Annotated in this window: 19 protein-coding genes and 1 tRNA gene; 10 read left to right on the top strand and 10 right to left on the bottom strand. The window is 53.1% G+C overall.

All coding sequences use genetic code 11. The annotated features are described in order from the left end of the window. Positions 1–4: 4 nt before the first annotated feature. On the top strand, positions 5–931 hold the full coding sequence (locus WG936_RS06060) for a mechanosensitive ion channel family protein (protein ID WP_339564936.1): 927 nt from the start codon (positions 5–7) through the stop codon (positions 929–931). Beyond that, a complete protein-coding gene (locus WG936_RS06055) occupies positions 928–1,308 on the top strand; it encodes a globin (protein WP_339564937.1) in 381 nt (126 codons plus the stop codon). The genes WG936_RS06060 and WG936_RS06055 overlap by 4 nt, the downstream gene beginning before the upstream one ends. Positions 1,309–1,310: 2 nt before the next feature. Here WG936_RS06055 and WG936_RS06050 read toward each other — a convergent pair whose 3' ends face one another. From WG936_RS06050 to WG936_RS06030, 5 genes are all read right to left on the bottom strand, one after another. Beyond that, positions 1,311–1,931, bottom strand: a complete 621-nt coding sequence (locus tag WG936_RS06050; RefSeq protein WP_339564938.1) for a hypothetical protein — start codon at positions 1,929–1,931, stop codon at positions 1,311–1,313. Next, positions 1,928–2,419 (bottom strand): acyl-CoA thioesterase, encoded by a 492-nt coding sequence (locus WG936_RS06045; RefSeq protein WP_339564939.1) that lies wholly within the window; start codon positions 2,417–2,419, stop codon positions 1,928–1,930. The genes WG936_RS06050 and WG936_RS06045 overlap by 4 nt, the downstream gene beginning before the upstream one ends. A 173-nt stretch (positions 2,420–2,592) precedes the next feature. Continuing rightward, positions 2,593–4,263 (bottom strand): energy-dependent translational throttle protein EttA, encoded by a 1,671-nt coding sequence (ettA, locus tag WG936_RS06040; protein ID WP_339564940.1) that lies wholly within the window; start codon positions 4,261–4,263, stop codon positions 2,593–2,595. A gap of 90 nt (positions 4,264–4,353) precedes the next feature. Continuing rightward, positions 4,354–4,833 carry a single-stranded DNA-binding protein gene (locus WG936_RS06035; protein WP_339572399.1) on the bottom strand — a complete coding sequence of 160 codons (480 nt, stop codon included), beginning with the start codon at positions 4,831–4,833 and terminating at the stop codon, positions 4,354–4,356. 123 nt (positions 4,834–4,956) lie between these two features. Continuing rightward, complete coding sequence (locus WG936_RS06030) at positions 4,957–7,014, bottom strand: cytochrome c oxidase assembly protein (protein WP_339572398.1); 2,058 nt, start codon at positions 7,012–7,014, stop codon at positions 4,957–4,959. 125 nt (positions 7,015–7,139) lie between these two features. Between WG936_RS06030 and WG936_RS06025 the strand changes: the two genes are divergently transcribed. Next, positions 7,140–7,213, top strand: a tRNA-Arg gene (locus WG936_RS06025). A gap of 75 nt (positions 7,214–7,288) precedes the next feature. On the opposite strand, the gene WG936_RS06020 is transcribed toward WG936_RS06025, so the two are convergent. Both WG936_RS06020 and WG936_RS06015 read right to left on the bottom strand, forming a co-directional pair. Further along, positions 7,289–8,362 (bottom strand): tyrosine-type recombinase/integrase, encoded by a 1,074-nt coding sequence (locus tag WG936_RS06020; protein ID WP_339572397.1) that lies wholly within the window; start codon positions 8,360–8,362, stop codon positions 7,289–7,291. Beyond that, positions 8,349–9,029, bottom strand: coding sequence for a hypothetical protein (locus tag WG936_RS06015; RefSeq protein WP_339572396.1), 681 nt, complete (start codon positions 9,027–9,029; stop codon positions 8,349–8,351). Before WG936_RS06015 ends, WG936_RS06020 begins: the two co-directional genes overlap by 14 nt. Positions 9,030–9,137: 108 nt before the next feature. On the opposite strand from WG936_RS06015, the gene WG936_RS06010 reads away from it, so the two are divergent. The 7 genes from WG936_RS06010 to WG936_RS05980 all read left to right on the top strand — a co-directional run bounded on the left by WG936_RS06010 (position 9,138) and on the right by WG936_RS05980 (position 16,920). After that, a complete protein-coding gene (locus tag WG936_RS06010; RefSeq protein WP_339572395.1) occupies positions 9,138–9,335 on the top strand; it encodes a helix-turn-helix transcriptional regulator in 198 nt (65 codons plus the stop codon). 32 nt (positions 9,336–9,367) lie between these two features. Then, positions 9,368–11,068: an AAA family ATPase gene (locus WG936_RS06005; RefSeq protein WP_339572394.1), complete on the top strand. Its 1,701-nt coding sequence runs from the start codon at positions 9,368–9,370 to the stop codon at positions 11,066–11,068. Between the two features lie 449 nt (positions 11,069–11,517). Then, positions 11,518–11,754 (top strand): hypothetical protein, encoded by a 237-nt coding sequence (locus tag WG936_RS06000; protein ID WP_339572393.1) that lies wholly within the window; start codon positions 11,518–11,520, stop codon positions 11,752–11,754. A gap of 295 nt (positions 11,755–12,049) precedes the next feature. Further along, complete coding sequence (locus WG936_RS05995; RefSeq protein WP_339572392.1) at positions 12,050–12,652, top strand: hypothetical protein; 603 nt, start codon at positions 12,050–12,052, stop codon at positions 12,650–12,652. A gap of 578 nt (positions 12,653–13,230) precedes the next feature. Next, the gene (locus WG936_RS05990) at positions 13,231–14,883 is read left to right on the top strand and encodes an ATP-dependent nuclease (RefSeq protein ID WP_339572391.1); all 1,653 of its coding nucleotides are present in this window, start codon (positions 13,231–13,233) and stop codon (positions 14,881–14,883) included. Then, entirely contained in the window at positions 14,880–16,535 is a 1,656-nt protein-coding gene (locus WG936_RS05985) for an ATP-dependent helicase (protein WP_339572390.1), read from the top strand. The genes WG936_RS05990 and WG936_RS05985 overlap by 4 nt, the downstream gene beginning before the upstream one ends. 247 nt (positions 16,536–16,782) lie before the next feature. Beyond that, entirely contained in the window at positions 16,783–16,920 is a 138-nt protein-coding gene (locus WG936_RS05980; RefSeq protein WP_339572389.1) for a hypothetical protein, read from the top strand. Positions 16,921–17,637: 717 nt separating this feature from the next. On the opposite strand, the gene WG936_RS05975 is transcribed toward WG936_RS05980, so the two are convergent. The 3 genes from WG936_RS05975 to WG936_RS05965 all read right to left on the bottom strand — a co-directional run bounded on the left by WG936_RS05975 (position 17,638) and on the right by WG936_RS05965 (position 22,905). Next, positions 17,638–18,054, bottom strand: a complete 417-nt coding sequence (locus WG936_RS05975) for a hypothetical protein (RefSeq protein ID WP_339572388.1) — start codon at positions 18,052–18,054, stop codon at positions 17,638–17,640. Positions 18,055–18,712: 658 nt separating this feature from the next. Continuing rightward, the gene (locus WG936_RS05970) at positions 18,713–21,979 is read right to left on the bottom strand and encodes a type ISP restriction/modification enzyme (RefSeq protein WP_339572387.1); all 3,267 of its coding nucleotides are present in this window, start codon (positions 21,977–21,979) and stop codon (positions 18,713–18,715) included. A gap of 581 nt (positions 21,980–22,560) precedes the next feature. Further along, positions 22,561–22,905 (bottom strand): hypothetical protein, encoded by a 345-nt coding sequence (locus WG936_RS05965; RefSeq protein ID WP_339572386.1) that lies wholly within the window; start codon positions 22,903–22,905, stop codon positions 22,561–22,563. Between the last annotated feature and the right edge of the window lie 310 nt (positions 22,906–23,215).

Below are 23,215 nucleotides of genomic sequence, written 5' to 3'. Positions count from 1 at the left end.
GCCCGTGGACTCAAACGTATTTAGCAACTGGTGGTCAAATCCCGAGACACAAATGTGGCTGGTGCAACGCCCCGCGCAAATCGCGTTGATCCTGGTTATCGCGGCAATCGCGAACTGGATCCTTCACCGCGTGGTGTGCCGCGTTGTGCAGCACACCATCGATACTCCCCCGCGAATGCCCAATATCGGCCCGCGCCGTCCCGGCGAAAAGAACTCGGCTGTGAAGCGTGATCCGCGGCGCGATGCCCGGATCCGCACCCTTGGTGCCGTGATCAGCTCTGCGCTCGCCTTGTTCGTGTGGTTGTGGGCGATCGTGGCAATCCTGGACCAAGTCGGTGTGAATGTCGCACCCATCATCGCCTCCGCTGGTGTCGTCGGCGTAGCGCTCGGCTTTGGCGCACAATCCCTAGTCAAAGACTTCCTCTCGGGAGTTTTCATGCTCATCGAGGATCAGTACGGCGTCGGTGACACTATTGACGTCGGCGAGCTCTCCGGCACCGTGGAAGACGTCAGCCTGCGACTGACTACACTGCGCGATATCGATGGCACCCTGTGGTTCGTGCGCAATGGCGAAATCCTCCGCATCGGCAACTTCAGCCAGGGCTACGCTATCGCCCGCGTGGACGTTCCGATCGCACTGAACAATGACGTCGCCCTGGCCAAGGACACGATTCTCTCCGTGGCGCGGGCGGTAGCCGAGGACGAGGACATCAAGGCCTCCATCTTGGAAGAACCGGTCCTCGACGGTGTCAACGCCATCAAATTGGACCACATGATCATCCGTGTTCATATGAAGACAAAGCCGGGCAAGCAGTGGTTTGTCCAGCGCGAAATGCTCGCGCGCGTCATTCCGTCGCTCAACGAGGTCGGCATCAAACCGCCTTATGCTTATCGACGTCAGCTCCTGGAATCCGAAAGCGAAAACTCATGACCTTCTACGAAGAAGTCGGTGGCGAGGCGACCTTCAACAAGCTCGTTGCCGAGTTCTACCGGCGAATGCGCAGCGATGACCTCATCGGCCCGATGTACCCAGAAGATGACTGGGAGGGCGCCGAAGACCGGCTGAAGTGGTTCCTTTCCCAATACTGGGGTGGGCCACAAACCTTCAGTGAGCAGCGCGGCCATCCGCGACTGCGGATGCGGCACGCGCACTTCGCTATCGGCATGCCGGAAGCTGAACGCTGGCTTGCCATAATGCAGGAGGCCCTCGACACCATCCCAGCCTCAGAATTGGATGATGCGCACCGCACTGCGATGTGGGACCACATGGTTCGAGTAGCGGAGATGCTGATCAATCGGGCGCCTTAAGCTCACGCGAAGAGATTCAGCCCGTCCGATTCATAGACGGATCCGAATGGGGCATCAATACGCACCCAGCGTCCCGCTTTGGCTACCCGGAGGTGGCGAGGGACGTCGGCACGCGCGCCAATGCTGGGGATCAAACCCAGCGCGGTACAGGTGAAGATGGCGCGCATCGTAACCTCGGCGGTGTGTCCGTGCCCCGACACCGCGAGTACGTTCTGATCCAGCAAAGACTTCGGGGGACCCAACGGGCCGGAGAACTGGCGCGTTAGGTCGCGCCCTTGATCTGCCAGCCGGTGGACTATGTCCACGGGAATAACATCGAGCTCAACCCAATTATCTTTGGGTGGCAGCGCGCCTGGCCAAGCTGCGTCCATGGACTGGCCGAGCTCGCCGGTCTCCAGTGCGGTGAGGACTGTCTGGGCACTGAAGACTGATTTGTCGCGGCTGACCTGGCCGATGATGCGCCGTGCAGCGAATACTTGGAAGGGCGTGGTGACAAAGGCATCAATACGCCCCGCAGCGACAGCCTGAAACCGCACCAAGGCCTGTGCATCTAGTTGTTCAGCGCGTTGCACTAGAGTGCGCAGACCGCCTGCTCCGCCGCTTACCCTTAATGTCTCAGTCACTCTTGGTCTTCTTGGTCTGCTTCTGGTTTGCTTCCTGCAGCGAGGGCAGCATCTGGCGCGGACACATTGGCGAGGATCTTGCGCTCATGTTCCTCGATCGGGCGGGGGCGCCCGCTCTGCAAATCCACCATGATCTGCACGCACTCGACGACGCAGGCGATGGAGCCGTGCCGATCTTTCACGTTTTGCACCGTGGTGAAGGAGGTGTTGCCGATGCGTACGACCTGAGTCTCAACGATCACTTCCATCGTGTCCGGCATGATCGCACTGAGGTAGTCAATCTTCATCGAGCGAACGAAGGCCGCTGGCATGGCGTGACCGAGTTCAACGAACTCCTCCATCGCGAAGATAGACCGGGCTTCCTGCGCCAACTCAATGTAAGAAGCATTGTTGATGTGCCCGAAACGATCAAAATCACCCCAGCGAACCGGGATCTTGGTGATGTGAATTGGTCCGGCACTCAGTCGGTTTTCCGATGCTTCTGCCATTGTTACCTCCGCATTGCGTCCAGGAAATTCTTTAACATAACCAGCCTAATGCCTTTCATGCGAGTATGCCGGTAGTACTGCTTTTAAGGGGGAAACTACTTGGCGGTGCCTCGCTTTTCGACGACAAAAGTGCCGCTCCCCCATAACGGAGAACGGCACTTCCTGCGTGTTTCTTAGCGAGTCAGCTTGCGGTGCGTAACGCGGGACGGGCGTGCCGCGTCTGCGCCGAGGCGCTCGACCTTGTTCTTTTCGTAGTCCTCAAAGTTACCTTCGAACCAGAACCACTGTCCTTCCGCCACGTTGCCTTCCCAGGCGAGGATGTGAGTACAAGTACGGTCCAGGAACCAACGGTCGTGCGAGATGACCACGGCGCAACCTGGGAAGTTCTGCAGTGCGTTTTCCAGGGAGCCGAGGGTTTCCACGTCAAGGTCATTTGTCGGCTCGTCGAGGAGGATCAGGTTGCCACCCTGCTTGAGCGTCAACGCCAAGTTGAGGCGGTTGCGCTCACCACCGGAAAGGACCTTCGCCGGCTTCTGCTGATCCGGGCCCTTGAAACCAAAGGCGGACAGGTAAGCGCGGGATGGCATTTCATTCTGGCCGACCACGATGTAGTCGAGGCCATCAGATACGACCTCCCACACTGTCTTTTCTGGGTCAATGTTCTCACGGCCCTGGTCGACATAGGAGAGCTTGACGGTCTGGCCGACAATGACCTCGCCGTCATCAGGCTGCTCTAGCCCAACGATGGTCTTGAACAAGGTGGATTTACCCACGCCGTTCGGACCGATGACGCCAACGATGCCGTTACGCGGCAAGGTGAAAGACAGGTCCTTGATCAGTACCCGGTCATCGAAGCCCTTTTCCAGGCTCTTCACCTCAACAACTTGGTTACCCAGGCGCGGTGGGGTCGGGATCTGGATTTCTTCGAAGTCGAGCTTCTTGTACTTTTCGGCCTCCGCTACCATCTCGTCATAACGATCCAGACGAGCCTTATTCTTCGCCTGACGTGCCTTAGCGCCGGAGCGAACCCATGCGAGTTCATCCTTCAGGCGCTTCTGCAGCTTCTGGTCCTTCTTGCCGGCAACCTCAAGACGCTCGGCCTTCTTCTCCAGGTAGGTGGAGTAGTTGCCTTCGTATGGGTAAAGCTTGCCGCGGTCCACTTCACAAATCCAACCAGCGACGTGATCAAGGAAGTATCGATCGTGGGTAACAGCCAGGACAGCGCCCTTGTAATCAGCCAGGTGCTTTTCCAGCCAGAGGACAGATTCCGCGTCGAGGTGGTTAGTAGGTTCGTCGAGGAGCAGCAAATCAGGCTCGGAGAGCAGCAGTTTAGCCAGCGCTACGCGACGGCGCTCACCACCAGAAAGGGTGGTCACAGGAGAATCGGATGGTGGGCAGCGCAGGGCCTCCATCGCCTGTTCGATCTTGGAATCAATCTCCCAAGCGTCGGCGGCGTCCAGCTCCTCCTGCAGCTTGCCCATTTCTTCCATGAGCTCATCGGTGTAGTTGGTTGCCATCTCTTCCGCGATGGCTTCGTAGCGCTGCTTCTTCTCAAAGATCTCGCCGAGGCCTTCTTCGACGTTCTCTCGAACGTTCTTTTCCTCATTGAGCGGTGGCTCCTGCAGCAAAATTCCCACTGTGGCGCCGGGATCCAGGAATGCCTCACCGTTCGACGGCTGATCAATGCCAGCCATGATCTTCAGGATCGAGGACTTACCTGCACCGTTCGGACCCACGACGCCGATCTTGGCACCCGGGTAGAACGCCATAGTGACATTGTCAAGGATGACCTTGTCGCCGTGAGCCTTGCGCACGTTTTTCATCGTGTAGATGAACTCGCCCATGTTTCCCCTTATTTATTGCTAGAAATAGTCCCCTAAAGGTTACATGACGGCGCAGGAAAGACCAGGGTTGGTCAGTGTTGCACAGCAGTGCTAGAACGGCACCTCCTCTTCTCCGGCGCTGGCCCCAACACCAGCGAGTTCCGTTTCTTGATTACCCTGCTCCTGAGCGTCGGTCACGGTTGCCGGTTGTTCTGTGGCAGCCGGTGGGTTCAGCGGAGTGAATACTCCGGGCCGGACAGCGTGGCGCGTCAGATCTACGCCGACATGGCTGGCACGCAACACGATGCGCGACTGATTCTTGTTTTCCGCATCCACCCACTCATGGGTGAGCAGCGTGCCGGTAACCATGACCGCCATGCCTTTGAAGAGCGAATCATTGCAGTTGACGGCCAGCTGGTTCCAACACTCAACCGAAATGTACAGCTGGTCAAAGTTCTGCCACTCGTCTTTCTCGTCCTTTACGGCGCGCGAAGCAGCGATCCGCATCTTATAAACGGCCGTGTTATCAAGCTTCTTGAGAGTGGGGGTGGTGATGATATTGCCGGTGATGGTGACGCTGTGTTGTGCCATGTGATTGATGTCCTCCCGAAAGATGTGCAACTAGGTACGGGGCACACTTTCGCAGGCATGGCTGCAGGCGTCGATAGGCACGGCAGTGCAGCTGTGGATAACCTCAGCTATCCACAGCTATGCTCAGTCGAACTTGGAGTTGTAGTAATCATGCAGCGGATCCTTGCCCTGGTTAAAGGCGGCAAGTTGCGCGTTATAGGCCTCAAGGTCTTCCTCGAGTTCGGTCGGGTTGGCTTCCATGACATGGGTTTGCTTACGGTCATAAACAAACCACTCCCAAATAAGGACAGCCCACACGATCAACAGTGGGAATTGGCCAGAAGCCCAGGAAATCGCTCCACCAACCACCTGGTCATGCAGTAGATCCACATGCCACGGCAGGCCAAGGTTTTCGTAGAAGGATTGGCCGAGCACCTCGGTCATCATCATCAAGTAGACACCGAAGAACAGGTGAACCGGCATCGAGAAGGTCAACCAGAATATGCGTTCCATCGGAGAATGCTCCTGCGGCCGCTTGTCCACGCCGATGAGGTCCCAATAGTAGAGCGACCCAGACCAGAGGAAGACCACATTCATGATGACGTGTCCGGCGTGCTCATCGATCATGATGCCGTACAACGGCGTCAGGTACATGATGTAGAACAGCACGACGAACTGAATAGTGTTCACACCGGGACGAAGCAAGAAGCGCAGCCAGGGATTATCCACGGCAGCTTCGAGCCACTCACGGGGGCCGGGGAACTCCGGCGAAGGACGCAACGCCTGGAGGAAAAGCGTGACGGGGCCACCGAGGACCCAACCGATGGGAACGCCCATGGACAAAATCATGTGGCCGACCATGTGCATTGAGAAAGTTGCGGGCATGTTCATGCCGATACCCGAGCACACGGTTACGAAGAGCACGAGGCAGCCCAAGAGGAACCACAGGGTGCGGTTGAGCGGCCAAGTACCGCCGTCGCGACGCACGCGCCACACTGCCCACAGATACGCAACGGCCATGAGGATCGCGGCCACGCCGAACAGGATATCCAGCCGCCACATGGTCCACACGTTCCAAATCGTGGGCTCTTGATAAAGCTTGTAGCCGAGCTCAATGTCCATCGTGTTCAGGTCTACATTGCGTGGCGGCGGTGGCGGGGTGCGTCCAAGCGAGATCGCGACGCCGGTGACCGCCGCCATGAGCAGCACCTCAACGATGGCAACGCGGCTGAACAAACCCGGGTTCTTCGGCAGCTGCGGAATGGTCAGCTGGCGGTGTACAAATCCGAGCAACGCGAGCAGAATCACGCCGATGGTCTTAGCCAGGATCAGCCAGCCGTAACCCGTAGAAAGCAGATCACTCCAATGCATGCGGATCGAGGTGTTGATCAAACCGGAAACGGTCATCACCACCACCGAAGCCAACGCCAAGTGAGAATAGCGGCGCACCGCGACATCCAGGTGCGGGCCTTTGCGACGCCCATGGGCAATCAACGCGATAAGGCCGCCCACCCACAGCATGGTAAACACCAAGTGCCACAGGTAGGAGTTGGTGCCATAGTCGTGATCGCCGCCTGTTGCCGAGTGCCCCTCCATGCCGAGTGGGACGATTGATAGCAACGCACCAATCAGGAACACCGGCTGCATGATCCACCGATACGTAGTCAACGCCGCAATGCCCGTCACAAAAGCGAAACCAGCGGTGACCTGCCAGGCTACCGAGGTAGACACCAGCTCTAGCGCCTGTGGCCAATTCACGGGATTGATCGTGTTCTTCAGCGGTTCTCCCGAGACATCCGAAAGATACATCGGAACCATGAGCTGCGCGATCAACGCGAAGCACAGGCAGGAAATCGCTCCCGTACGGGCAGCAATCGAACCATCGACGCTGAGCTTTGCGGGCACCAGATCTGTGGAATTCGGTTTAATGAAGAACGTGGCGCTGAGGAAGGAACCGATGGCCAAAGCCGCCAACATGAGCCCGCCCGCCCGCAGGAACGGCAGGCCCGCGGTAGTTGCGGGTCCCGGATCCGGAACACCCAATGCTGCCAGCGAGTCTCCTAGGAAGACCCACGAGATCACAGCGCCAACGACGCCCGCGGTCGCCGCAAACAAAATGTACAACCACGTAGAGGTCTTGTACTTCTGCTCGGGGATGTGCGAATCCGCAGCCGACGCGTGCGTATCAACCGATGTAGCCATAACGTCAACCTTAACCGGCGGCATCAGCAATCATCGAAGTGGTACGACACCACGGGGAGAATTAGAACCCCCACAGGCGTTGCGGTAAAGTTCCCTAGTGGTCCAAATACTTCTTTGGCCCAATTCCCTCCTTAGCTCAGCGGATCAGAGCAGACGGCTTCTACCCGTAAGGTCGCAGGTTCGAATCCTGCAGGGGGGGCAGCAGGTCAGGGCATGTTTCTACAAATGCTCTGGCCTTATCATTGTTCCCGTGCCCATATCGGTGCCCATATTTCTACGCAAACCGAGTGTTCATGGCGTTAATGAACGAGGTCGAATCATCTGGGTAAAGGTGCCCATATTGGTCGAGTGTGAAGCTCACCGAGTGGTGTCCGAGCGCTGCCTGTAGCGCCTTGATGTTCGCCCCGGCACTGATAGCGAGCGAAGCGAATGTGTGCCGTAGGCCGTGGGGCCTTAGGTCTGGTTCTCCGATTGCTTTGACGGCTTCACCGAACCAATCTCGTTGTGCGTTTCCACCGCGAAGCACTGTGCCGCGCGAGGTGGTGAACAGTAGCTCGTCTCGCTTCTTCCCTGCCATTCTTTCCTGGAGAATTGGCTCCAATTTCGCAGCGAGGGGCACGAATCGCTTCTTGTCGTGCTTGGGTAGCTTCTCGATGATTCGGCCGCCGTTGTCGGTCATCTGGCGCTGGATGTGGAGCCGTTGTTTCTTGAGGTCGACGTCGCGGGGCTGCAGGCCTGCGAGCTCTCCCCACCGGAGCCCGGCTAGTGCCAGTACCCAAATGATGTCCGAGTATTCTCCCGCGGCGTCGGCTAGTGCTCGTACCTGTTGGGCGTCGAGGAAGATTTGTTCTTCCTTTTCGACTCGTGGAAGTTCGATGTCGACGCATGGGCTCGATGGGATGAGGTTGTCTCTCACGGCTCGCTTCATGACGGCATGAAGGACGTTGTAGGAGTTCTTGAGTGTCTTGGGCTTGACCTGTTGGCCGAGTGCCTTCACCCATGCTTCGACATGCACTGGGCGAATTGCTTTGATCTTCATTGCTCCGAAGTTGTTGACGTCGGCAATGTGTTTCAGGCTGGATTCGTAGGCTGATTTGGTGTTTTCTGCGAGCCGGAGCTTCGAGTCAAGCCAGGCGCGAGCAACAGAATTTAGGGAGACGTTGCCCGCTGATTCCGGCCGCCATTTCCCGTCCTGGATTGCGACGGAGTTCTTGGCCATCCATTTGCTGGCTTCTTTCTTGCTCTTGAATCCTCGTTTGTCGGTGGGTTTCCGATCATCTGGCTTGATGTAGCGCACCCTGTATCTCGTTGCGCCGCTTTTGAGCGTGTATGGCTCAATTGTTGCCATGGAAATCGTCTCTCGCTTTTCTAATTTCTTCCATCAACTCGCGGGAAACACGGCCTCTTTTCTGGGCGGATGCCCCATCTCCGGCCCTAATATCACGCTGTTCCTCAAAGGAAGTGTCCCACAAGTATTGAACCCATATTTTCAAGTGGCGGGGATCCATGTCCAAGCGTTTTGCAATCCGCTCCTCAACTGGCTGGGTTTGTCGGATCATCGCCCTCACTAGGGATATTTCTTCCCTCAAGTTCCATGGGCCAGGAAACTTCTCTCGCTCTTTTTCAATATCCTCTGGCGCAACCTCAAAAGATGATTTAACTATCGAATCTTTCTTTTCACCGTCATCGACTCGAATCCCAGACAAGTATCCCCTCAGCATATCCTGGGGGAACCGGAGAACGGGAGTAATTCTAAGCCAACCCTCCCCTGACAGAAGCTCCGACAAGGGCACCGCAGGCTGCTCCTTCATTTCACCTAACGCAATCGACAGCAATAACAAATTCTCAATTGTTACCTTGAAATTTCCGCGTTCAATCGAGCTAATGCTTCCCGACGACCAGTTTGACCCAAGCCTCTTACCTGCAAATGCTAGGTCTTCCAGAGTGAAGTCCCCTCTAAGCCGTCGAACATTTTCACCAACTAGCTGCGCAATTGTTTTTTCTGCCCGTTTCACAACTTCAGTTTACAGGATCTAGCGATTGAAAAAATCTTGCTACTCTGGTTAACTCTTAATCGCCACAGTTCACAACCGCTCGCTACTGAGCAAGGAGGATTTGAAGAAATGCGTCCGATGACGATCGACGAAATGATTGAGCGCTACCCCGGGACAAATCGGCAGACCTGGGCCCAGCACCGCTACCGCGGAACCGGCCCCCGCTTCTTTAAGGTTGGCCGCAAGGTCTACTACCGCGTGGAAGATGTATTCGCTTGGGAACAGGAATGCACACGAGTTCGCACCGACGAGCAAGTTGGGGTCTGAAAACTTGGTTGGATCTACACGGTAGGAAAAACATGAATTTACAAAACCAGACGGCGTTCCAGCGATTCCTTTCACATGCAAAGGAACACGGTCTGCCAATCTCCGAAGTTTGTCCAGGAGCTATCGCACAATTCGAGTTTCGAGCTAGTGACGGAAGCAAAGAACCTGGTCGAGTTGTCTACAACGGTTCACGAATCTGGATTCATACGCGCAACGTTTCGGTTCACACCTTGTTGAAATTTCTGAGGCTAGATCAGGACAATTTGTATGATGCCCCAACTGGAACTTGCCACCACTATCCCGATGGTCGAATCGTCCATCGCTCCCCTGCAGGACAAGTCCGCGAAACGGGGCGGTCTAGCGGGAATCAGGCGTACGGCTCTGATGCACTTGTTCAACGTGGCGAAGTCTATATCGTGACCAACGAACAAGATGTTGACACCATTCGTTATATCTGGTCGGCAAACGCATTATGTCCAGCACCCATGATTGCTAATCAAAGGATCAAAACAGACTGGCACCCTATCGCAGGTCGTCAGGTCGTAGTGGTCGCCGAAAAGAGCGATCAAGGTCAACATGCAGCCCAGATGATCGTAGAAAGCCTAAGGGGGTTCCCGCTACCTCCAAGTTCAATTCGCATCGTCGAGCCTTCACATGGTCGATACATTTCCGACCACATCGCAGCTGGCAGTCCACCCCAATCGCTGACACAGGTGCAGACGATACGCATGGGACGATCCATAGACCTTGTACCAGCTTCTAAGGTCAAAACTGAACGATTGGAATGGCTTGTTGAAAACTGGATCCCAAAACGAAGTCTCACGCTGTTGGCAGGTCGTGAAGGACTCGGAAAATCGACGATTGCTTGTGCCTTAGCCGCTCAAGCGACCCGAGGTGAGCTCGGAGGGCGACCTTTGAACGTCGCTTATCTCAATACCGAAGATTCTCGCGCTATCACTGTCAAGCCACGGCTCCAAGCGGCTGGGGCAGACTTAGAGCGAGTGTTCTTTATCGACGTTGCGGGAAATGACGGGAAGCCGAGTTCACTGAAACTCCCTGAAGACATAGATGTACTTGAAACCAGCTTCATTGATGGGGACGTCAGATTCGTCGTCCTTGACGCAGCGAAATCGGTGATGAGCCCCAAGCTAGATGGCTACCGAGACGATGACGTTCGGCAGTTTCTAGAGCCGCTAACTGCCATGGCGGAAAGAAACGACATTGCTGTTCTTGGTCTCGCTCACTTCGGAAAGCGAGAGTCGACCGATCCTGGAAAGCTTTTGCTCGGCTCGATCGCCTGGAGCCAAATCGCTCGCAGTGTCCTTGCAGTCGCGACAGGTCCTGACAACACATTGGTGGTGACTAACACCAAAGGAAATCTCGCATCAGCGACAACCTCGCGAGAAGTCCGCCTTGAAAGTGTCACCATCCGCACCTCCGATGGAGAAACGACTGAAGTCGGACGAGCGGTATGGGGATCCACGACTTCCCTCTCTGCAAGTGATTTGCTCGTCGACGCAGAGGACACAGACGAGCTCAATGAACTACACGCCTTTTTGGTCGAATTCTTTCAACACAATCCCGAAGCACCTCGCACGGTAGTTATCGATGCTGCGCAAAAGGAACGCTTGGGAAGCGAGTCGACGATTAGGCGAGCTTTCAAGAAGCTCGGAGGAAAGTCCGAACGCAAGGGATTCCCCGCCAAAGCAGTTTGGAGTATCGATACAAAGTGAATCCAGTTGGTTCAACTGCATCGCACACGCGTGAAATCGTGACCAAACTGACCCAACTGGATCTGACCTGCACCTATGTAGTGACCCAACTGAGCTGCCATCGCCAGTTAGGTCACGCCCACGTGTGTGACCTAACTGGCTGACCAAACTGCTTCATCAGGATCGTTTAGCGCCACACAAGTCGCCAAACTCTCAGCGGACTTAGCGACAAGCGCCAAAAAGTCACACACCTCTTGCACTAATGGTGTTTTTCAATCGTCGTGACGGAAAGGAAACGAGAGTTGCAACAAAACCAGAACCTCTCTAACGTGCGCAAATGCCCCATTTGTGACATTGAATTGCGTTACCGCGGGAGCGGGCGAAGGCCCGTTTACTGTTCGCAAAGTTGTCGTCAACGAGCTTGGGAAAGAAGAAGAGCAGCCGAGGCTGGACTTCTAGCAGTTGAGACCGTGGAGCTCTCCCCTGTCGTAGTTGAGTATGGAAAGAAGGTCACAGAAGAAGCAGTCATCGAATGGCTAAAAAAGCATGAAGATCGAATTCCTAGTCTGATGGTTCGGCTCCTAAAGGAAGATCCGTTCTACGAATTCCGACTCAAACAAACCGTCGCCAGGCTCAATTCAACCTTCGAGAAAATGGATAAGGCTAAGGATCGTCGCTACAAACGGAAGCTCAACGGTTCACCTTGATGAATCCTTGATTCACGGAGCAACTTTATAAATCTGGCAAATAGTGGGTGTGCCCCTCATCGCTGTGTCAGCCGCCTAAGCGCGTTGAACTTGGGGCGAGCGCCCACGGCCACTTACCAAGCACACCGATGCAAAGGAATCTCTCGACCCAAAACACAAGAAAATCCACAGTTGGAAACTGGGCCTAGGTCCATGTGCCTCTGCCCCGCGAATCGCATCAGGTAACCGACCTTGAAGCAGAACCGAGATCATTCGCTAACCGAAATCACGTCTCAAATCACCAAAGGATTACTCAATGATTTACAAGACAGACCTCCAGCAAGCAATGACCGCAGCCGGGGAGAATCCAACACCCGAGGAACTGGACAACCAGTACGAGCAACGCCAGAGCGCGTGGGAGAACCTACGCAACCAGTACTCGGAGCGAGCCAAGCAGGGCTACAAAAACCAGCACGGAGTGTGGCCGGACGGAATGACGTTCGGCCAGATTCTCAACCAAGCCGACCAACTGGCGTGGGATCAGATACAGCAGGACTGGATACAGCCCTACACCGACCAGGCAGCGGAACTAGCGACGGAGATGGAGGACGATCGGACACCGCACCAGAAGGTGGTCGACAATCCGGAAACCTGGCCGACCGCGTGGCCGGAGATGTACCCATCGGACGAAGCACTGACAATCAGCGTCGAGGTGTGGCCGAATCCGACCCAGCCATACCTGGGAGCGGTAGCCGCATCGCTGATCCAGCTAAAGATGGAACTAGGCCAGCCGTACCCGATCAGCCCGGAGGATACGAAGCTGATCCAGGAGTTCGAGCAGCAGATGGATCAAGCAGTGATTCTGGAGACAACCAGGCGCTCAGCCGGGGACAGCAGTGACGCGCACAAGTCCAGTTAGACATCAACGTCTTGACCCTCGTTATAGCAATCTCCCAACTGTCTACTTCCCCTAAAGCTTGTCTCTTCAGACACCTACGACAGGAAAACACAAGCTGACTACCCTAGGTTCCGCGAGCTGTTGGCCTAAGAGTCTTTGGATATTGGACAATTCGGGTGCCAGTTACCCAATCGGAATGTTCTCAAGTCTCTGCATGTAGAGACCGTTGGCCCGGTTACTACGGTGATCAGATCTCGATTTCGGGGCCGAGGGCTAACCCCCGAAAGATCATCCAAGTGTTCTGGCTCTCTGCGCGTAAGAAAAAGCGGTATCACACGCAACACTCTTGTCTCGGAGTGTTCCCCTTCATCTTTTCATCAAAGTGAGCTTCTTTCCCTTGATCTGAGGGAAGCGGATGCGTACTAGAGTTTGGGATGAAAAAGGGAGATTGGCTATCTGCATTTCGCTCCCCCTATCAATTCGGCCATTTTGAATATTCTTCGCGCAAAAGACCTCTCGACTTTCGAATGATCTAATTTTTGAGTGATAATAGTGAAGTCGTGAGAATCTGCAGAAAGCACTAGTCGAACGGAGAAACCGTGCGGATACATCGGATTACCGTGGAGAATTACTCCCGTATTGCAGATTTGGAAATCGACGTTCGAGGACACCTCGTCATTGTGGGAGCTAACGACGTTGGAAAAACTTCACTCCTTCGTATCCTCAATCTAGTACTTGGACCGACCGCTCAGCTTTACCAAAGATTGAGCCTTGATGACCTCAGAAGTCAAGAGAAAAAGTTGGCAGTCGAGGTTTTATTCGCTGACCTCACCGAAGTCGAACGCGCGGCCTTCCATCAGGAAATTGATATTCATCCGGAGGACAAAAGCGAATCTCTCCGAATACGTCTTGAAGTACAGGTTGATCCCGATGATTCTGAGTCTGTTCTGATTGCCCGGTGGAGTCCTGGGCGACGTGATGTGCGGAACCTGACCCGAGAGCAGATCGACACTCTCGGGTGGCGCTACCTTTCGTCTCAGCGCCAATCCTCCGCTGCCCATCTCGATGGAGCATCCGGCGCTATTCAGACCCTCCTGCAAGCAGTGGAGAAAGACTTGGGGGATGAAAAGACTGCGATGGAGCGTTTGCTTGATTCTTTCAATGAGAAATTGGGTGAAAGCAATACTCTGAGTAAATTGCGGCTTGATGTTGCACAGCACTTGTCGAACTCAATGCCACGGAAGGTCGACGCCGATGATCTCGCAATTCGAACAGCAACTGACCCCGCACAATCGATCTTGGATAATGCCTCATTCTTCGTGGCTCGTGATGGCACTTTCAAGCCACTGACCGAACAGTCTGACGGTATGCGCCAGTTAATCGCAATGACTCTATTCGATCTCGCCGAAGACGCTGCGAACGTAATCGCTATCGACGAGCCCGAGATTCATCTACATCCAGCGAGCCAGCGCACTGTGGCCGATCTGCTGACTAATACAACGAACCAGAAGATCCTGGTAACTCATTCGCCGTACATAGTCCAACGGTTCGATCCTGAACAAGTAGTCGCGGTGCGGCCAGATGGTTCCAGTCGACAACTTACTCCAGGCAAGTTCTCTATCGAAGAGAAATACCGGGCACACTGGTGGTCATCTCTTATCCTGGAAGCCTTGACTGCCCGGTTCGCGATTCTTGTGGAAGGAATCGCAGATCGTTTAATCGTCGAAGCGGCTGCACGCGCCATGGGAATATCTTTGGATCAAATCGGGGCTGTCGTATTCGAGCTCGGTGGTGCCGAAAACTTTCCCGAGGTTTACAAGCTTCTTGGGAAGAATGGGTTCGGTGTTGATGTACTCGGTCTCGTAGATAAAGAAGAAAAAGGCAGGTGGATTGGCGCTGTCGGAGGAAAACCGAAACATGTGGAAGGCTCAACGGTATTCGTGTCAGATGCAGATCTGGAAGACGAGTATTGCAGGGCACTCGGTGCCGACACAGTGGCCGCTCGGCTGATCGAGGCAGGAGTAGCACGCGATGAAAAGGCATTGTTAGCGTCCTGCAAGGTTGACAATTTGGGTGATGTCACTGATCTCAGTATTGCAGAGTTCTGCCGTTCCAGGGGCGGGAAAGGAATAGGTAGTCGAAAAGTACCAGCAGCGCTAGCTGTCTCCAAGGGACTCACACGAGCAGAGGTGGAAAACATGGAAAGTATTCACGCCTTGCTCGTGCAGCTGAAGTTGCGAGCAGAAGCATGAGCGACGATGTAGCTCTTAGTGAGGCTCGAAACTTACTGGTTATTGCGCCGCCTGGATGCGGGAAAACGGAACTGCTGGCACGTCGGGCAAATCACCTCATAGCAAGCCTCGGAGCGAATCAAAGGATTCTTGCGCTCACGTTCTCAAATAAGGCAAAAGCGAACCTTAACGAGAGACTGGTAAAGGTACTCGGGGTGGAGCGAAAGAGACGCTATGTTACGGTTCGGAACTTCCACGGACATGCTGCAGAAGTTGTCCTAGCACACGGCAACACCCTTCGTATCGACCTCAACTTTGATATGCCAACAAAGCAAACTCAAGCTCGTCTCATCGACGAGGTAGTGGGAAACATCGCGACAAACGCGAAGTTTGACAAGATACGTCTAATCGGAGATCAACTTGGAGCCGCAAAACGAGAACCGCTAGATGAGGCCGGTGTTCTCGCAGCTCTAGCATCTGCTGACCCTTGCACTCTTCAAGTAGAGCAGATGCGACAACAACAGGGAGTCTGGTTCTATGAAGATTTAGTTCGCCAAGCACAACGCCTGTTGCAGGTACCCGAGATTGCGCGACTTTATAGGGCACATTATGGGGCTATCCTCGTGGATGAGTTTCAAGACCTCTCTCTCCAGCAGCTCGATATAGCACTACAAACCTGTGACAAAAGCCGGACATTCGTCGGCGACCCACTTCAGGGAATCTATAGCTGGGCCGGTGCAAGACCTATCGAAGTGGAGCGGGTTCTCCGGCAAGTCTGCGGTGAACCGCGTAGTCTCGGGGTTTCCTATCGATCCTCACCTAAGGTTTTGGAACTCCTCGGAATCGTGTCGGAGGAACTCGGCGGGCAAAAATTACAAGCCCACGAGAGTAATGGATGGTTCGAGGACGGGATCGTCGGTGGTTTGGGATTTAAGAATGGCTACGAAGAAGCACAATTTATCGAACGTGCTTGCTCCACCATTCTCCAACGCCAACCCGATGCGACCATTGGCGTGATATGCCGAAACGGATGGCGTCGAAAATATGTTGATGAGCAATTCGCATCCTCAATACTCCCGTGCACGCGCTGGGATCTGGCGATGGACAACAGCCGCATCATCGATCTCATGCGCGAAAGCGCCTTCCGGCTTGGCGGCAATCCCTCGTTTGAAGACTTCGCTCGGGATGTCTCCTCACTAGTGGACGGAGTAGATGTAGAAACTGCAGAAGATTTGGCTCTAGCTTTGGCTGAATTTGAGGGAATTGTGGAGGAGACCGGGACGGTTGCTGCAGGCCTCGCCCAGTTGCGTGTACTTGACGATCTCCAGGAGGTGATCTCGCCAGGGGTGCATATTCTCAACGCTCATACAGGAAAGGGACAGCAGTTTGATTGGGTCTTCATTCCAGGTCTTGAGAACGGAAATATGCCCGATTTTCATGCGAAAGACAACCCTGCCGCGTTAGTTGAAGAAAAGCGCGTGCTCCTCGTCATGCTTTCCCGTGCCCGTCACGGAGTGGTGCTATCACATTCGCAGACGCTCGTCTCAAAGAAGGGAACCCCATACAACACTTCGCCTTGCCCATGGCTGCCAAGCCTTCGCCGAGGTGTCACAGCAGATGCAAATCAACTAATTCAACATATTGAACAGCTGCCTACCCATCGAGGAGACTAGGGCGCTGGCCGTAAGACCTGTTCGGAAGGGTGTGGGGTATGAGGAAGCGAATTGAAATATCACCAATTCAGAATGCGAAGGAACACTGCACGGCATTAGCCGGCGCAATCATCGGCAGCAACGGCCACCGCACACCTTTTGGCAAAGTCCTCAACTAACTCCGCGACGGCGATCAACAGACCGTTACAATCTTGGACGCGCTCTCCCGCTTCCTGTCTAACCTCAGTAGTATCAGCACAGAGTAAACGTGGCAGTCTTCCAACAGAATCAAACCTGTACCGCCTGCAGCGACCCCATAACGCAACTCGTTCTAGGAATTCTCGGCAGCACCGCCCAATTTGAGTACAGCCTGATTCGTGAGCGCCAGGCCAGAGGCATCGCATAGCATGTTGGTTCTACAAGGGCCACGCTAAAGCCTTCTCCAACGATTAGACCACCCATTACCGTCAATCTCGATAAGCGCTGGAATTGCTTTGCTTCTGAGTGTAGTAAGACAAAGGGGTTTCGGAGAGCATCCTCCCGCGTTCACACAGGGCTTTATCTCAGCCTGCTTTTTACTGTTTTCCTTCACGTGAGCACCTTAATCGTCGCTACCCAAAAGGAATCCGACATCACGACGACAGATCTCAGCGCACAAAGGCCTAAATGAGGTTGGTTAGTGAACTACGCGGCTGCACCCGATTTTGACGGGCAGAGGACACGGCACAATTCTGCTGATCGAGAAACACCAAAGAGTCGACCCCACCGGAGCGGGGGGCTCAACAGTGGGGTCTGGCCGGTTTGGCTTGGGGGACTAACTCAAGCCGGTTGGTACAAGTATCACACACCAACCACACTTCTGCAGCGCGTAGCGCAACGCGCTTTCATTCAAACAGGCGTTTTGCCGAAAACACTGAGTCACGGAACAAAGAACAAATTCGACCCACTCAAAAACAAACTTGCGCAGCCACAACACATGTCATGGGAAGAACTGTGTAGACCAATCCAGATAACTAGATGCTCCTAGAGGGTTGAAAAATATCAGTCACAACCAGAGTTCTCTACTGAAGAGAGCTCTATCAATTAGATCGGTCGCCTGGTTGCCACAGCAGAAATGTTGCCCCTAGCGCCACTCCGGGTGAAGTTCATCAAACTTCTCTCCCACCCTTTCTTCAAGCCATGGCATGAGCACATGCTCGATCATCTCCTGGCGTGACATATTCAATTCATCAACAGCAAACGCAATCAGAGCCTTTTGCTTATCCGTGATTCGGTAAGAAATACCAGCAAAGTAACGTCCTTCCGCTCGCGACCTGACACGGTCCCGCACTCTCTCTTGAGAAGTGGCGTAGTCCTGAAGCGCGCTCTTCGAAACCGCAATTCGCTCCAAAAGAGCGGACCTTCTCTCATCCAGTTCCTCCAATTGCCGTTGATCCTCTGCGAGCGCTGTTTCAACCTCTTGAAGAGTCAAATCGTCCTGACCAACTTCTAGAACACTAGAGCTTCCTGGCTTCTCACTACACGAAGGACTGACGTCCATGCACTTCCTTTCATTCAAAAACAACGAACGTATCAATTTATCTGGCCGACATCACAACGAACTGCAAAACCAGTTGCCGAGAGCACCAAGCTTTGACATCCAACTCAATAAAGTCACCACTCGCAGAACTCTAATCGAAAGCCAATTCGACTTAGTAAGCAGCAATGGAACCTAAACACAGCCATAAGATCAGTATGGCTCTCTGTCTAAAGCCGAATGCCCAATACAAGACAACATACGAAATTTGAAGGGCTTAAAGCAACTAAACCTGAGTACGAAGATATCCTCCCTAGCAGGTCACACGGAATGTCTGAGGTATGACCCCGCTAGCTAAGCCCGCCCCCTTAGTGACTCCGGTATACGCAATAACTCTATTGGTCAAAATAGATGACGACCGAATGGACCTAGCGCGGGAATCAAAGATTCCCTTGCTCTCCGCTCTTCGGCTTGAGGTAAGCGACTTGAACAGCACCAATCTGTTAAATGGGAAGTCAAGGGCGTTGAGCCGGCGACTTGGATTTGCTACTGCCAAAATTTGCGAAGCATCCATGAAGCAGGCTCAGCGCCTCGCCCTCAGCCAAACAGGAACCGAAATTCATTGTGCGCTCTGGCAAAATAGAGGAACAAACTTTAAACGGCCTAGTGAAAACAGTTGCTGTTACAGGTCCATCATGGTTTGGCTGGTTTCCCGCTTAATTGTTTTCGGCACTGTTCGCTCATGGATTGATGGTTGCGGCAGAGAACTTGCTTCTAGCAATTCTCCTTCCACTATAGAAAGCAGAAGGTCCGCCTGTTTCGAAGCTAGTTCTAGAGACTTTGTAAGCATCCGCAGCAAATCCAACAGCTCATCGTTCCACTCATCTTCCCATTCAGTCGGACGTATGAGATCCAGAGGAGTTGCATTCTTCCCCGATGCACGACCGATGCCCTTCTTAGTCCGCGCTCCGAGCCACTTGTCCAAAACTCGAAGGCCAGAAACTTCGAAGTTCCACACTTCTGACGAAACATTGGAAATCAACCCACTACCGATATGCAGCTGATTTGTTTCTTCGTCGAATCGGATGTCTTTAGTAGAAAGGGGAATTTCCGTAACAGGCCGGACCCAATGCAATCCATCGACCTTTGGAATTGCACCTTGCGGCCGTTCAGCAGAAACAAACCGCTCACCAAATGTCTGGAGCCACAAGAGCTTCTCTCCAACTGAAACGGTGGATTTGAAAAGTGCAGCATCAGCGGTGATCGGTACTCGTACTGGTGAATTCTCTAGTGGCTCATAGAAATTACTCGAATAACCATCATGTGCAATGATTGCGTAACAGTAGGCCATCATGTCTTCTGGGCTGACTACAAAACCATACTCATCTTGTAACCGTTCGAGTAGCCCCATCGTTACATTTGGAGATTTACACTCCTGGTCTCGATAAAGCGGAATGACATCTTTTCCGCCACGATTGCAGAAGTAGTGCAGGTCCGGAACTCCGACTGAAACAGTAGCTGCTGGCCCCTTTGAGATTCGTGCACTCCAAGGAGAAACCATGAATAGTTGTCGCTTTGACAATGATTGCCATAATGCAGGGCTATCTGTTTTCGCTAACCGGGGATCATCAAAGGTCCACTGCTGGTCAAAAGATCGCCAACCCATACGCACTATAGGTTGATGCACAGCATCAACCGGAAGCTCTGAAAGCCTTTCAAGGTTTCCGACTTTGGTATCAATGTTTCTGCCAGAAGCTGAAGTTACGAACTTCTTTGCACGCTCATCGACGTCTTCAGTAGCAAGCAATTCCCTCCACCGCAATTTAAGAACACTCGCAGATGGGGCGACAGGCCAGGCTCGGTTGTACTTGATGCCAGGCTGTTGCCAAGGAAAAATATCAGCCAATAATGCATACTTGGGCCAGTTTGGATCCTCGGTTTTTGGAATGAATGACTCTCCGTCGGCAGCTTCGATGACAGCCCATCCCTCATCAGGATCCAGTTTGTTTATCCTGTCTAGAGCAGCGAATTTGTCGGCACGACTTCCACGAATTCGTCGGTAATAGATTTTCGCTGCGCGAGTTGCTTTTCCTGACTTCACAAGCGTCACAATTGCAACTGGCGATTGGATGTCAAAAACATTCTCTTCTTTTCGTGCACCACGCCCCTCACCCCCCAAGTCGATTATCCAGATGTCATTCGCTGTGTCTACAGCCAGCTTTCGAAGTCCGACGAACGCTGGACCGTCCAACCATGATGACGCAGTGATGAACGAAATAACTGCTTGATCCTCGGGTGCTTGTTGGAAAGCTTTCCAAATTGCCCAGCGCCAGAAGTACACGTAAAGGTTGTACAAGGAAGCTTGGGCAGCAAAAATAACTCCTGTATCTTGTGCTGGCTTAATGACATCGTCGAACAGTGGCTGCTCCGTGTCGCTTCCTGATGTCACCCAACCCCCGCTCTCTGCGTTGACTCGGTCATAGGGTGGATTACCTATTGCAACTGTGATTCGTTGATCTGCTTTAATTTTTCGGGCTGCTTCTGCGGCCTCTGCAAGTACTTTGGCGTCTCCGAACAAACCAAACTTATTTTGCACAACGGGATCTGAAAGGGTATCTGTCAAATACACTCCGAGTTCATTGAGGTTTACGAGTTGGTCCTTGGCCTGCGCTAATCGCTGACCGATGCGCAGGTGAGCGACTGAATAAGGCCCTGGGAGAAGCTCAAACGCAAGCAGGTTTTTGGTTAAGTTTTTCGCGACTTGCTGGACACCTCCGGGACCGCGTTCAGTATGCGCTGTCTCCACCGCCTGGGCGATTACTGCAAGCGGATAAGTACCTGAACCAGCTGCAGGATCTAGCGTCACCACAGATTTTGATCCAAATCCAAGAGTCTGCTGAAATCTGCGGGTGAGCACGTCGTGAACCAATCTCACTTGACATTCCACGACATTCGTAGGGGTGTAATAAACTCCTGCCTGCTCACGAGCAGACGGATCGTATTTTGCAAGGAAGTCCTCGTAAAACCATAGCCATGGCTCACCTCGAGAGTCTTTCGAAGTTTGAATTGCCTGGATATCCATGCTGGAAATTAGTCGGACAATCGCTCCTAACTCTGGGGCAATATAGGCCATCAATTCCGGAATACCGATGATGGGACCGAGCGCCGCGGCCAAGACGTTCTTGTGCGAAAGGGCCAGAGCATCTTTCGCTTCCTGAAGTGTAATGACACCGTCCTTATTCAAATCTGCTTGTCCTGACAAACCCGCGATCGCCATAGAATAGGCGATAACCTGTGCCACATCACTAGCGAACTGATTCTCAGACGTAGTTTCATGTACTGTTGCGTTCCAAGCCTCCTGCCCTTGTATCACCGCGGCGAGATTGTTTGCGATCCCCTCTTCGAGTCTTATACGCAAGAAACGAGCCAGAGGAGCCAAACGCTCTGCAAGTTGGCTGACCCGCTTGATGGGAGTCGGTGTGGCAAGGAAGAATTTTTCAAGTAGGTCCTTTAAGGCTTGCGGAGACCACTCGTCTGCCCCGTCAAACGGCAAGTCGCATTCATCAATTTGGACACCGTTGATATAAAGTACGGCGGCTTCACCATTAGTGACGATGAGAGAATCGAGTTGAGAGAGTAGTTCCCATTGGTCTTTCTCTCGCCCTCGCCATTTTTCCCCGACGAGTGTATGCCCGGGTGCTTTCAACTCCACCCAGCCACACTGTCGATTGTTGATGGTCGCTGCAAAATCTGGACGAACCCCATCGAGTTGCGCTTCTCGAATCAAACCTAAACTACCTAGTCCCACAAGTTCGGTGAAATCACATAAGAAATTTGACAGTGGGACGGTGAGCTGAGCTTCGGGTTCAGCAGCAATGCTGAGGGATGTTGCTGATTTTGCTTGTTCTGAGTATTTACCCGCTAGAGAATCTACTGCCGAAATGTCCATTCTTTCATTCCTTTGTTAGGTAAGCACGCCGCAGATCGACCAGCTATAGCCTGAAAGATCCGATCTGCTCCAAAATACAGACTTGATAAGGGCATATTTGACTTGATACGAATCCAAAAACGCCATGAACACACCTTATCCAGTCCCATTAGCAAAAGTGCTAATACTCGGCAGGCCACGCTAGAATTTACTGGGATTGATCCCAAAATTTGAGTGAAGACCTGTCACTCCGCGGGTCACAATCGCGCAGGGCAACTTCAGTTTAGAGGCTTCTTTCGCACGTGCATTTGACCCTCGATCTTGATTCAAACTAAATAATCTAATCAAAACAACTGTTCATCACGATAAACGATGCGGTCGAATCGTCGGTAGAATCCGTATTGGCTCGTGGAAAGCCACCGAATAGAGTCATAATCCCAATTGCGACGTCTTTCACACCACCACTATCGAATCAGCACGGCAAGCTGTGTCTTGAGTTTTCCCTAAAAGTAGCTTTGTTAGTTCGAAACTGAAATTACAAATATCGCCGAGAGCGCTGAGAGCGAGAAGAAAAACCACCGATCGTTGCCCCAGTTTTAGGCTTACGACCAGGTGGTAGAGTTCCTCAGTATTGATCTCGAAACGGCAATGATCTCTGTGTCCTTTCCGTCAACGAAGGCAATATATTGCAAATCCCCAGGAATATCGAGGACTCTGAAAGATCGCCCAATCTCAAATTCTTTTTCATCAACTTCAAAAGTCTCGAGAACTTCGTATATTGGCTGGCCTTCAGAGTCTTTCATCTGTTTTCTTATCCAGTCCCACGTTTTGGTCCCCACAACACCGACGGCAGCACCAGTGCCACCGACGATTGTCAGCAGATTTCTTGGTCCACCGACTTTCTTTGAAAGTTCAATGATTATCTGATACCAGCCAAGATTGCTCATACATATAATTGTATGTCAAGCTGCACAGGAGCTTCTCACGCTATCTTTCACTGGTAGTGAACGGATCGATCCAACTATTTTACAGGCCTTCCTCATAAACATCAGACCAGTTTTTGCCGCATACATTATGTGGGAATATCCAAAATCCTTGAAACTGGATACGCTTTGATGATGAGCAGCTTTTGGCACACTTTCGCCCAATCTCCTTCAACTTCGACGACTCCGATACAAGTCGAGGTCACAAGTATCGGATCCAGTGTCTGGTCCGCTCCGCAAATAATTACAACGATGATTGCTTGCTTAGCGCTAC

This window comes from Corynebacterium sp. H127 (genome assembly GCF_037482665.1).
Taxonomy (GTDB): domain Bacteria; phylum Actinomycetota; class Actinomycetes; order Mycobacteriales; family Mycobacteriaceae; genus Corynebacterium.
The sequence above is the reverse complement of the archived record's forward strand: the minus strand, read 5'-3'. Positions and strand labels throughout refer to the sequence as shown.